This window comes from Agarivorans sp. 1_MG-2023 (assembly GCF_030548385.1).
GTDB lineage: Bacteria > Pseudomonadota > Gammaproteobacteria > Enterobacterales > Celerinatantimonadaceae > Agarivorans.
Window position 1 is genome coordinate 126,362 of record NZ_JAUOSJ010000012.1, and the last position, 12,382, is coordinate 138,743.

General features: G+C 43.9%; 12 protein-coding genes and 1 tRNA gene. 9 read left to right on the forward strand and 4 right to left on the reverse strand.

Features of this window, described 5'->3' with window-relative positions; all coding sequences use genetic code 11:
- Positions 1-91: 91 nt before the first annotated feature.
- From Q4592_RS16900 to Q4592_RS16930, 7 genes are read left to right on the forward strand one after another with little or no spacing between them, the layout of a single operon-like run.
- Positions 92-2,887, forward strand: a complete 2,796-nt coding sequence (locus Q4592_RS16900; RefSeq protein WP_303515351.1) for a monovalent cation/H+ antiporter subunit A — start codon at positions 92-94, stop codon at positions 2,885-2,887.
- Positions 2,887-3,240 carry a Na+/H+ antiporter subunit C gene (locus tag Q4592_RS16905; RefSeq protein WP_137675143.1) on the forward strand — a complete coding sequence of 118 codons (354 nt, stop codon included), beginning with the start codon at positions 2,887-2,889 and terminating at the stop codon, positions 3,238-3,240. Before Q4592_RS16900 ends, Q4592_RS16905 begins: the two co-directional genes overlap by 1 nt.
- Positions 3,240-4,751: a monovalent cation/H+ antiporter subunit D gene (locus tag Q4592_RS16910; protein ID WP_303515355.1), complete on the forward strand. Its 1,512-nt coding sequence runs from the start codon at positions 3,240-3,242 to the stop codon at positions 4,749-4,751. The genes Q4592_RS16905 and Q4592_RS16910 overlap by 1 nt, the downstream gene beginning before the upstream one ends.
- Positions 4,751-5,251: a Na+/H+ antiporter subunit E gene (locus tag Q4592_RS16915; protein WP_303515356.1), complete on the forward strand. Its 501-nt coding sequence runs from the start codon at positions 4,751-4,753 to the stop codon at positions 5,249-5,251. The genes Q4592_RS16910 and Q4592_RS16915 overlap by 1 nt, the downstream gene beginning before the upstream one ends.
- Complete coding sequence (locus Q4592_RS16920) at positions 5,245-5,514, forward strand: K+/H+ antiporter subunit F (RefSeq protein ID WP_137675140.1); 270 nt, start codon at positions 5,245-5,247, stop codon at positions 5,512-5,514. The genes Q4592_RS16915 and Q4592_RS16920 overlap by 7 nt, the downstream gene beginning before the upstream one ends.
- A 9-nt stretch (positions 5,515-5,523) precedes the next feature.
- Positions 5,524-5,889, forward strand: coding sequence for a Na+/H+ antiporter subunit G (locus tag Q4592_RS16925; protein ID WP_303515359.1), 366 nt, complete (start codon positions 5,524-5,526; stop codon positions 5,887-5,889).
- Positions 5,879-6,484, forward strand: coding sequence for a DUF938 domain-containing protein (locus tag Q4592_RS16930; protein ID WP_303515361.1), 606 nt, complete (start codon positions 5,879-5,881; stop codon positions 6,482-6,484). Before Q4592_RS16925 ends, Q4592_RS16930 begins: the two co-directional genes overlap by 11 nt.
- Before the next feature lie 58 nt (positions 6,485-6,542).
- Here the strand turns inward: Q4592_RS16930 and clpX are convergent, their stop codons facing one another.
- The 3 genes from clpX to tig form a co-directional block, all read right to left on the reverse strand.
- Complete coding sequence (gene clpX / locus Q4592_RS16935) at positions 6,543-7,820, reverse strand: ATP-dependent protease ATP-binding subunit ClpX (protein ID WP_137675368.1); 1,278 nt, start codon at positions 7,818-7,820, stop codon at positions 6,543-6,545.
- 113 nt (positions 7,821-7,933) lie between these two features.
- Positions 7,934-8,557, reverse strand: coding sequence for an ATP-dependent Clp endopeptidase proteolytic subunit ClpP (gene clpP / locus Q4592_RS16940; protein WP_137675367.1), 624 nt, complete (start codon positions 8,555-8,557; stop codon positions 7,934-7,936).
- An 89-nt stretch (positions 8,558-8,646) separates the two neighbouring features.
- A complete protein-coding gene (tig, locus tag Q4592_RS16945) occupies positions 8,647-9,948 on the reverse strand; it encodes a trigger factor (protein ID WP_137675366.1) in 1,302 nt (433 codons plus the stop codon).
- A gap of 396 nt (positions 9,949-10,344) precedes the next feature.
- Between tig and Q4592_RS16950 the strand changes: the two genes are divergently transcribed.
- Both Q4592_RS16950 and Q4592_RS16955 read left to right on the forward strand, forming a co-directional pair.
- A complete protein-coding gene (locus Q4592_RS16950) occupies positions 10,345-10,851 on the forward strand; it encodes a prepilin-type N-terminal cleavage/methylation domain-containing protein (RefSeq protein WP_303515365.1) in 507 nt (168 codons plus the stop codon).
- A gap of 281 nt (positions 10,852-11,132) precedes the next feature.
- Positions 11,133-11,921 (forward strand): hypothetical protein, encoded by a 789-nt coding sequence (locus tag Q4592_RS16955; protein WP_303515366.1) that lies wholly within the window; start codon positions 11,133-11,135, stop codon positions 11,919-11,921.
- Between the two features lie 359 nt (positions 11,922-12,280).
- Here Q4592_RS16955 and Q4592_RS16960 read toward each other — a convergent pair.
- Positions 12,281-12,357, reverse strand: a tRNA-Pro gene (locus tag Q4592_RS16960).
- Positions 12,358-12,382 lie beyond the last annotated feature (25 nt).

The following is a 12,382-nucleotide window of genomic DNA, read 5'->3' on the forward strand; positions in this document are numbered from 1 at the left end:
GACTAGTCTCAACAAAGCGTGGATATTCATTCAATTAATGACTATTATTTTTCATAATTACCAAACAATTAGCGACCGGAGCTAAGCCAAAATGCACTATTTTTGGGTACCCTTCTTACCCATGCTAGGGATTATCATTCCCTTGCTAACTAATAAATTCAATCGCAGCACCTGTGCTTTAGCTACCGCTTTACTTCCTGCATTAGCGCTAGGCTTAATTCTATTTGATTTACCAGCGGTGCTTGATGGGCAGGCTTTTACTCAAAGCATTGACTGGATCCCCTTGCTGGGGCTTAGCCTCTCCTTTCGCCTAGACGGTTTGTCGGTGTTATTTAGCCTGCTCATTTTAGGCATTGGTTTACTGGTTATCTTGTACGCCCGTTATTATTTGTCTGAAAAAGACCATATGGGCCGCTTTTATTGCTACCTAATTATGTTTATGACGGCAATGCTAGGCATTGTTATGTCGAACAATATGCTGCAGCTCTGGTTCTATTGGGAGCTCACTAGCATTAGCTCGTTTTTGCTGATCAGTTTTTGGTCGCACAGTAGTGACGCGCGTAAAGGCGCTCGCATGGCCTTAACCATTACCGGGGCTGGTGGTTTAGCCTTGTTAGCGGGTATTGTTTTATTAGGCGAAGTTGTCGGTAGTTACCAACTAGATGTGGTGCTTAACAGCGCAGAACTTGTGCAACAACACCCTTATTACATAGCTATTCTAAGTTTGTTTTTACTTGGTGCATTCACTAAATCGGCGCAATTCCCCTTTCATTTTTGGCTGCCACACGCCATGGCAGCGCCCACTCCGGTAAGTGCTTACTTGCACTCGGCTACCATGGTAAAAGCCGGTATTTTCTTACTTGCGCGCTTCTACCCTGTGTTAGCAGGTACCGAAGTATGGTTTGTGGTGGTATCGTTAACCGGTTTATTTACCTTACTACTAGGCGCCTATACAGCCTTATTCAAGCACGACTTAAAAGGCTTACTGGCGTATTCAACCATTAGCCATTTGGGCTTAATTGTATTGCTGCTGGGTTTGAATACGGAGTTGGCTGCAATTGCCGCGGTATTCCACATTATTAACCACGCTATTTTCAAGGCCTCGCTGTTTATGGCTGCCGGTATTATTGACCACGAGTCAGGTTCGCGCGATATGCGTAAACTCAATGGCTTATGGAAGTACATGCCGATTACTGCCACTTTAGCCATGGTTGCTTCTGCCTCAATGGCTGGGGTGCCGCTACTCAATGGTTTCCTATCCAAGGAAATGTTTTTTACCGAGACTCTCGACCAAAGCATTTTAGGATCTTTGTCTTGGTTAATTCCGGTATTAGCCACCATTGGCGGTGCCTTTGCGGTTGCCTACTCTCTGCGCTTTATTCACGATGTATTCTTTAACGGTGAACCTAAAGGTTTAACCAAAACGCCGCACGAGCCACCTCGTTACATGCGCGTGCCGGTAGAAATATTAGTTGCCCTGTGTTTAGTCGTCGGTATCTTCCCTGCCTACACCGTGGGGCCATTGCTAGATAGTGCTTCGTTAGCGGTGTTAAACCATCCATTGCCTGAATTTAGCTTGGCGATATGGCACGGTTTCAACGTTCCTTTACTAATGAGTGGCTTAGCGATTGCCGGTGGATTGGCGATTTACTTAAACCGTAAGCCCTTGTTTAGGTTTGAAGGCTTGTTCCCTGCCATTGATGCCAAAATAAAATTTGAAGGTGCAATTCAAGCCTGCGTGCGCTGGGCACAAAAAGTGAATCAAACCTTAGAATCTGGCTCGCTGCAGCGTTACGCCTTTTGGTTATGCTTTTTTGCCTTAGCCTTAATTGCCCCGCCACTATTAGATTTGGATACAACTCGAGGCTCTCAAGCGGAATACCCGCTAAACGGTGCTGTAGCCATTGCCGCTGTATTGCTTGTAGCAGGCTCGTTGGCGACGGTAATTTGGAGTCACTATCGTTTAATTGCTTTGCTCATGTTGTCGCTAGTGGGTTTAGTGGTATCAATTACTTTTGCTTACTTCTCAGCCCCAGATTTAGCCTTAACTCAGCTGTCGGTAGAAATTGTAACGGTGATTTTATTACTACTGGCCTTGTACTTTTTCCCCCAACACACCCCTACCAGTAAAAGCCGACCCAGCCACTTTGTTCGAGACTTGGCGGTAGCCTCTTTAATCGGCTGTATCATTGGGAGTATTTGTTTTGCGCTGATGACTAGCCCGCTCGATAGCATTTCAGAGTTCTTTATCGCTAACGCTAAAACCGGCGGCGGTGGGACTAACGTGGTTAACGTAATCTTGGTGGACTTTAGGGGCTTTGATACCTTTGGTGAAATTACCGTATTGGGTATTGCAGCCTTAGGTATTTACAAATTGATTGCACGCATGCGTTTGTCAATGCGCACCAAGGATCACGATGGTCGCTTGTGGGCCACCGATAAATACCCGGTGCTTCTATCGGTTATTTCACAGAGTTTGTTACCGCTATTCTTGTTGATTTCGGCCTACATATTCATGCGTGGTCATAACTTACCCGGCGGTGGCTTTATTGCTGGACTGATCACCTCCATTGCTCTCATTCAGCAATACTTGGCGCATGGCGTAGATTGGATGACCAAACGAGTAAGCGTAAGTTACCACTACTTTATCGCCATTGGTTTGGTAACAGCTGCAATTACCGGCTTAGGCAGCTGGGCCTTTGGACGACCTTTCTTAACCTCGTGGTTCGATTACTTCTCGCTCCCTTGGATAGGTAAGTTTGAATTAACCAGTGCCTTGGTATTTGACCTAGGCGTTTACCTCACCGTTATTGGAGCAACATTGTTGATTTTAGCCAACTTAGGCAAGCTCACCACCAAAGAACGCCTCACCGTAGGAGTAAGATAATGGAACTCGTTTACTCGGTGTGTGTAGGATTTATGAGTGCCTGTGGCATATTTTTGATGCTACGTGGCCATACTTTTACCTTAGTTATTGGGCTTACCTTGCTGTCTTATTCCGTTAACTTATTTTTATTTGCCAGTGGGGGTTTAACCATAGGTTCGCCAGCGGTGCTTAATGGCTCAGAAAACTATGCGGATCCGCTCCCCCAAGCCTTAGTGCTTACCGCCATTGTGATTGGTTTTGCCATGACCGCATTTGCGGTGATTTTAGCAATGCGTGGACGCGCAGACTTAGGCAATGACCACGTTGATGGTGATGACCCTGTAGACCCACTAGCGCGGGAGGATAAAGCCTAATGAGCTTATTAGATCATTTAGTTATTTTTCCTATCCTGCTGCCATTTTTTGCCGGGGTTATTTTGCTCTTCCCTAGCATGAGTAGTGCGCTGAATAAACAACGCGTATTCACCATTGCGACCAGTGTATTGATGGTGATAGCAGCCGCGATGCTGCTGATAAAAGTGCAAAGTACTGGTATTCAAGTTTACGCATTAGGTAACTGGTCTGCTCCATTTGGCATTGTGTTAGTTGCTGATGCTTTTTCAGCGTTAATGATCGCCTTAAGCGCTATTTTAGGGCTTACCGTCATCCTTTACGCAAGTGCTGGCGAAGATAAAAACGGGGCCTTCTTTCACCCCTTAATTATGTTCCAACTAATGGGGATTAACGGAGCATTTTTAACTGGCGATGCCTTTAACTTGTTTGTATTTTTTGAAGTGCTATTAATTGCTTCATACTCACTGATGATCCACGGTGGGGGCAAACAACGGGTTCAGGCAAACATACATTATGTATTCCTAAACCTTATTGGCTCGTCATTATTTTTGTTTGCTTTAGGCACCCTTTACGGCACCTTAGGCACCCTGAACTTTGCCGATATGGCCGACAAGATCCCTCATCTTTCTAATAATGAGCTGATGATTACTAAATCTGGCGCATTGCTATTGCTTGCAGTATTTGGCTTAAAGGCCGCGATGCTGCCACTGCACTTTTGGCTACCCAAGGCTTATGCAAATACCAGCGCGCCGGTGGCTGCTCTATTTGCGATTATGACCAAAGTAGGCATATACAGCATTTGGCGCGTTCATGGGGTCATGTTCGGCAACCAAGCTGGCGAACTGGCTAACATCGCGTTGCCATGGCTATGGCCGATAGCACTGGCTACTATAGCAATTGGTGCGATTTCGGTGTTAGCGAGCCAAAGCTTAAGGGTTTTATGTAGCAACTTAGTGATAGTTTCGGTTGGCACCTTGTTAGTAACAATTACTTTAAACAGCGTACAAGCTAGCACAGCCGGCATTTACTACTTAGTACACAGTACGATAGCTTGTGCAGCGATGTTTTTACTCGCTGGCTTGATTCAACAACAACGAGGCAAAGCTGAAGACCGCTTTGTTACCGCTAGAGCGATGCCGCAATCTGCTAAGTTAGGTTTTGTATTTGCGTTGCTGGCTATTGCCTTGATTGGTATGCCACCGCTGTCTGGCTTTGTGGGTAAAGCCTTAATACTGCAATCGGTAACTGATACCAAGCAAATGGCCTGGATTTGGTCACTCATTTTAGGCGCCGGACTGATCTCGCTAATTGCCTTGTCGCGCGCGGGCACTTCATTGTTCTGGCGAACCAGCGGTGAAAACACCACCGCGTTGCAAGGAAGTCCTATCCAGTACTTAGCCATTGGTATTTTGCTTGCACTGTTGCCACTGATGGTGATTTTTGGAGGGCCTATCAGCGATTACGCACAATTAGCTGCCGAGCAGCTCAACGCAGGTTTGAGTTTGCAACAACTTAATGAGGTAGCCAAATAATGAGTAAGAAAAGTAAGTTTGTTTGGTTCCCTACTCCCTATCACAGTTTATTGCTTTGGTTAGTCTGGCAAATACTGCATGAGTTTAGTCGTGGCCACATGGTACTTGGAGCGGTATTTGCCATCGTTATTCCTTGGATTGTTGCCCCCCTTAGCGAAAAAGAACCAGTGGCTAAAAACCCGCTAAAGGTACTACTCTATTTGCTGCGCTTGGTGCAAGACATCATTGTCTCCAACTTCGAAGTCGCCAAACGCGTGCTACAAAGTAATCGACACCTAAAACCAGCGTTTATTGCCGTACCAATTACCATTAGCGAACCACTGCCACTGACCATTTTCACTAGTAGTGTGTCACTAACACCTGGTACTTGTAGTGTTGAACTATCTAATGATAAGCAATGGCTTTATGTGCATGTATTGCACTTAGAAGATGAACAAAAGCTAATTGCTCAAATCAAGCAACGCTATGAAGCGCCGATTAAGGAGATATTCCAATGTTAAGTTATGCCACTTTGTTTGCTAGCGGCTTAATCTGTATCGCTCTGGCGCTAAATGCTTGGCGTTTAATTGTGGGGCCAACAACTCCCGATAGAATCATCGCAGTAGATACCATGTACATAAATAGCATCGCGCTAATTATTTTACTTGGGCTTTATCAAGGCACGACCAGTTACTACGAGAGCGCTTTGTTAATTGCGTTATTAGGCTTTGTAAGTACCGCCGCCTTTTGTAAATACTTGCTTCGCGGCGACATCATAGAATAGGACTAAGCGATGACCAATATATTAGAAATTGTGGTTAGTATTCTGCTAGTGCTTGGCGCTATTATCATGTTGATTGGCTCTATTGGGCTAGCTAAGCTTCCTGATTATTTCACCCGCTTGCATGCCCCAACCAAGGCTAGCACTTTGGGAGTAGGCTGTATCCTAATAGCCTCTATGGTGTATTTTAGTTTCGACTTAGGCCGGTTGAACTTAAAAGAATTTCTCATCACGATGTTTTTATTTATTACAGCACCGATTGCTGCACACATGCTAGCCAAAGCTGGTCTGCAGTATAAAGTGAAGCTAAAAGAAGACACTTATAATAAAGAGCTCTCGGCAAAAGCCTATTTACATAAAGCGCCAGATGAAGACTAATCGGCACCCCGCTGAGTTTTTTAACCAAGCGGCCGAGAATAACAAACAGGCTATACTCAGCCAGTTAGCATCTCGTTTAGTAAGGTCACAACGAGTATTAGAGATTGGCACAGGCACTGGCCAACATGCGGCATATTTTGCTAAAGCCTGCCCACATCTCCACTGGCAGTGCTCAGATCAACAAGCCAACTTAGCAGCCATTGAATATTGGCACAGCTACTTTGAGTTAAACCGCCAAACTCAACCGCTTAATTACCAAATTGGCCAAGACAGCTGGCCTTGCGAGTGTGATGCAGTGTATACCGCAAATACCGCGCACATAATGAGCCCAACCATTGTGCAACAGATGTATTCAGCCATTGGCAAAGGCTTGCCCGTTAACGGCTACTTCTTTCATTATGGGCCATTTAAGCAAGCAGGCGCTTACAGCAGCCAAAGTAACCAAGCATTTGACCAGATGTTGCAACAACGAGGTTACGGCGGCCTACGAGACATTGAGGAGCTGATAAGCTGGGGAGCGCTTGGTAGGCTAGAGTTATGCGAGCAAATTGACATGCCAGCAAACAACCTCTTGCTGGTATGGCAAAAACGTTAAACACCGGGTACAAAAAAGCCAGTCTTTAGACTGGCTTTTTATTTAGCGTGAATACTGATTAATCAGCACTAGCGGCTTTATCTTCATTGCTATAAATCAAGATAGGATCGCTCTCACCTTGAATAACTGTTTGATCGATAACCACTTTCGAAATGTTATCAATCGATGGCAAGTCATACATGGTATTAAGCAGTACTGCCTCAACAATTGAACGTAGACCACGAGCACCGGTTTTACGTTCCATAGCTTTGTGAGCAATCGCCCGTAATGCGTCTTCACGGAACTCTAATTCAACATCTTCGAGTTTGAACAACGCACCATATTGCTTAGTTAGCGCGTTTTTAGGTTCACTTAAGATTTGAATCAAGGCGTCTTCATCTAACTCTGTTAGCGTAGCAACTACTGGTAAACGGCCGATGAACTCAGGAATAAGACCGTATTTTACTAAGTCTTCTGGTTCAACCTTAGAGAAGGTCTCGCTTAACGAGTTCTTATCCGCTTCGCCTTTTACTTCTGCGCCAAAACCGATACCAGTACCGGTTGAAGCTCGTTGCTCAATCACTTTATCTAAACCGGCAAATGCGCCGCCACAGATAAACAAGATTTTAGAGGTATCAACCTGCAAAAACTCTTGCTGAGGATGCTTGCGCCCGCCTTGAGGAGGCACTGATGCAACTGTACCTTCGATTAGCTTAAGCAAGGCCTGTTGTACACCTTCACCAGATACATCACGAGTAATCGATGGGTTATCTGACTTGCGAGAAATTTTGTCAATTTCATCGATGTAAACAATACCGCGTTGGGCTTTCTCAACATCGTAATCACATTTTTGCAGTAACTTCTGAATAATGTTTTCTACGTCTTCACCCACGTAACCTGCTTCGGTCAATGTGGTGGCGTCAGCCATTGTAAATGGCACATCTAACAGGCGAGCCAGCGTTTCAGCTAACAGTGTTTTACCACTACCTGTTGGACCAATCAGTAGGATATTACTCTTACCTAACTCGATACCGTCGGCTACATCACCATTACGCAAGCGCTTATAGTGGTTATACACCGCTACCGCTAATACTTTTTTAGCATGGTCTTGGCCAATAACGTAGTCATCAAGATGTTCCCTAATTTCTTTGGGAACAGGTAAGGCATTGCCTTCTTTTTTCGGCGATATTTCTTTTATTTCTTCTCGAATAATGTCGTTACATAACTCAACACATTCGTCACAAATATAGACGGAGGGACCGGCAATCAGCTTTCTCACTTCATGCTGGCTTTTACCGCAGAAGGAGCAATACAACAGCTTGCTGCTATCTCCATCACCCTTGCGCTTATCTGTCATTCGTTAACCTCAAACTATGTAACACTCTTAGCTCTTATCTACAGTGTAAATCAATCCGCTAAGAATGCTATTTTCACTATGCTCTATCTGTACAGACCGTGAAACAATACTAATTATTCACGACGTGCAAAAATATCGTCGACGATACCATATTCCTTGGCTTGTTCAGCCGTCATATAATTATCGCGATCGGTGTCTGCAGCGATAGTATCAAAACTTTGTCCGGTATGCTCGGCTAACAACTCGTTCATACGACGTTTTGTTTTAATGATCTCATTTGCATGAATTTCAATATCAGATGCCTGACCTTGATAACCACCCAAAGGTTGGTGAATCATTACTTTAGCATTTGGCAAACAGTAACGTTTACCTTTTGCGCCACCAGCCAGTAAGAATGCGCCCATGCTGGCCGCCATTCCCATACAAACCGTACTAATATTTGGTTTGATAAACTGCATAGTGTCGTAAATTGCCATGCCAGCGCTAATAGAGCCGCCCGGCGAATTAATATAGATAAAGATATCTTTCTCTGGGCTCTCTGATTCCAAAAATAGCAACTGAGCAACCACAAGGTTAGCCATGTGGTCTTCCACTTGGCCAGTTAAAAAGATAACTCGGTCTTTCAGTAGTCGAGAATAAATATCAAAAGAGCGCTCCCCTTTAGAGGTTTGCTCAATAACCATTGGCACCAAAGCCGCCATGGGGTCGAATGCAGACTGATTAACTTCTTTAGACATTGATGCGCTCTTCCTTAAAAAAAATGGCTCGTATGTAGTACATACGAGCCATTATATGCGAGATAAAGGTGGCTAAGTCAAATTAGACCTTAGTTTGCACCTTGCTTGTTCATAATTTCGTCAAAAGCGACTTCTTTTTCAGTTACTTTTGCTTTATCAAGTACAAATTCAATCGCTTGTTCTTCTAACACTACGTTACGAACGTTGTTCATCAACTCTTCGTTTTTAGCATAGTGCTCTAAAACTTCTGTTGGATCTTCGTAAGCAGATGCGAAAGAAGCAATATGTTGCTTAACTTTTTCATCGTCAGCTTTCAGTTCGTTAACTTTAATTAACTCACCTAGTAGCAAACCAGTGCGTACGCGACGTTGCGCTTGCTCTGTGAATAACTCATCAGGAAGCTCAGGAGCATTTTGTGCATTTTCACCAAAACGTTGCATAGCTTGCTTACGTAGCTGCTCAATTTCTTGAGATACTAGCGCCGCAGGCACGTCAATTTCGTTTTGCTCGATAAGGCCAGCTAACACTTGCTCTTTAACACCCGCTTTAAGCGTTTGCTCTAGCTCGCGCTCCATGTTCTTGCGGATTTCAGCTTTAAGTGCGTCTAGTTCACCAGACTCAATACCGAATAGTTTAACGAATTCTTCGTTAACTTCTGCAAGTTCAGGCTTCTCTACTTTGTTTAATTTAATATCGAAAGTAGCCGCTTTACCTTTTAGGTTTTCAGCGTGGTAATCTTCAGGGAAGTTCACTTCGATAGTGAATTCTTCGCCAGTTTTCTTACCCATGATTCCATCTTCAAAACCTGGAATCATACGACCAGCGCCCATAGCTAGGTCAAAACCTTCTGCTTTGCCGCCTTCGAATTCTTCACCGTCAATTTTACCTAAGAAGTCTAGGTTTACGCGGAATTCGTTTTTAATCATGCCCTTGGTTTCTTTCCAAGTAGCTTGTTGCTTACGTAAAGTGTCGATCATTGCATCAACATCTTTTTCGTTTACTGTAGCAACTTGTTTCTCAACTGCGATTGCATCTAAGCCAGAAACTTCAACTTCTGGGAAGATTTCAAACGTAGCGCTAAAACTAAACTCACCATCTTTGGTGTCGCCAGGCTGAAGTGCTGGTGCACCTGCTGGGTTTAGTTTTTCTTGAATGATTGCTTCGTAGAATGAACGTTGCATAGCTTGACCAGTCACATCGTGACGAATCGCAGCACCGTAACGCTTCTTAATTACGCTTACTGGCACTTTACCAGGACGGAAACCGTCGATGCGAGCACGACGTGATTCTTGACTAAGCGCTTGCTCAATTTGCTGTTCGATTTGCGCAGCGTCAATCGAAATCGTAACACGACGCTCCAAGCCCTGAGTTGTTTCTACTGAAACCTGCATTTTATTACCTCGGCTATAGTCAGCACCCTGCTGACAATTTACTTACGTAAACAATGGGAGTTTAGCTGTCCACTACTGCGAACTAGCTGTCCTTGAATAAGGGCCCATAATTTCAAAACGCCGCATTATAGCCATGGTTTCGGTCAAGGTCGAGGCTGTTTGCTCGATAATCACAGATATCGCGTAAATATTTGCTGCTACGCATACCCGTTTGGCGATTTTAAACGCACAAACCCCAAAACGCATAAAACAAGCCTTTGGCGCTAAATGATAGATTGCTTGCTTATTGTTAGCTCAGCCGCACAAAAATAGACCAACGACTCTAGAAGACTAGGCAAGGCGATTACTAACTTTTATACTCTCCCCCAATAAACCAAGTGCAATTATTAGGGATAGATGAAGAACCAAGGCTTTACGTTAATCGAGTTAGTTGTGGTGATTATTGTTCTTGGCATTCTTGCGGTTACCGCTGCCCCCAAGTACTTAAACCTTTCCAGCGACGCGCGGATTAAAACTATTGAACAGATCAAGGTAAGCGTTAAGGCCGCTAACGATCTACTCACACTAAAATCTTATATGCCCAGCTATGTTGCCCAGCAAGTTGCCAACCGTGAGGATTTAATCGACGTTGATATGGATGGTGATGGTAACTTTGATGTGTTTAACCCCGATAGCCCAGACGTGCGCTTAAAATGGCGCTATTTAGACAATACCGACATTACTAAGCGTATTGATATTGACGATACCTTTGTACTACAGGAACAAGGGATTGCTTTTACTTACCTAGGTTACGATAGAAACGATAACGGCCAAGTCACCGACGACAACTGCTATTTTCAATATACTCAAGCCAGTAATGATACTACACCTCCGCAATACGATTTAATCACTAGCGGCTGTTAGTTGCCTTAAACGACCTCGTGAAAGGCCTAAATATTCTCACTAATTCAACAGCCAAACAGCTCAACTAAAAGCCATATCAGTTAACACCACCGCAACACACAAGAAACATCAAACCATTTTTAATGTCAGCATCTTATACACCAATCACAAAACAACCATCAAAAGGTCACACCACTTAGTGATAAATCAATCACTTGTGGGTTTGGCGCACTTAATGCAGCCGTAATCACGCAGTATTTGTAAGGATATAAAACAACTAAAAAATTAAAAGGATATAGACCATGGAAACGTACAAAAAGATAATCGCTACTGCATTGTTTGCTAGCACATCATTTACTAGCTTTGCTGCAACTATCTACCTAGACCCATTTGCTGATAACTCACGATTAACTGATGGCGCATCAGCGCTTAGCGTTGTTAGCGAATCGAAATCCACTTTAACCGGGGGTAGCTGTGTAGGTACGATTTGTAAGCACAATGACAATTCTCAATTTAGCAATGATGGCACGGGCGGTCTAATGGGCTTATTACCCTATACGGCTAGTCTGGATACACAAGGCTTAGGCACTGATTGGGTGCTAGACCTCGAATACGAAGGTGTTTCAGGAGGCTATGCTAACGGCGTATCATATTACGACGACTATAAAACCTTTGGTTTCCACCTTCACAATAAGTTAAACGGAGAAACCCACAAAATTGCTGAGCTTCTGGTCACCGGTGGCCACCTAGAAGTAGGTAATAGCCATATAGATGGTTTATTCAACTATGACTGGTATGACGACACTGTTGATAGCGACTTAGCCACAAGCTTCTTCAATATTAAAGTAAACGATACTATCACTTCTATATATGACTTATGGAAGCAAGGTAGCGACGTAGCTTGGCGCTGGGATTTTAATATCGCCGGAGGGGAGGAGATCCTTTATACAGGTGATTCAACGGCAGCGTTTCGAGATGTCAGCATCACCGGCGAAATGCAAATATACGCTGTAGATGAGCCCGCTACACTGGCAATATTTGGTATTGGTTTAATACTATTAAGCAGTGTTAATCGTAAACGATTTGTTTAACACAATTTGTCACTAAATCAGCCTAAGGGCTGATTTAGTTTTTTACTCCAAGCCCACAAATAATACATAGACCTCAATGGAGTAGATGAAATACGTCTAGGTAGACGGATCGAATATCAAGAACGCTTTACCGGAACAAGTTTATTTACTGAGAGTAAACTGATAACACATGATGAGAGTTATGAGTGGTAAATACTGAGTAACAAATACAAAAAAGCCCCGTCATTACTGACAAGGCTTTATCTAGTGATCTGTGATGAGCAAAGTTTAAAAGCGAACGCCCGACTTTATGCCTAAACCCACCACAGCAGCTTACAAATACAAAAAAGCCTCGTCATTGCTGACGAGGCTTAATGTAGTGGTCGGTGATGAGAGATTCGAACTCCCGACCCTCTGGTCCCAAACCAGATGCGCTACCAAGCTGCGCTAATCACCGAAAACTTGTTGGTATGTTTTAAGCG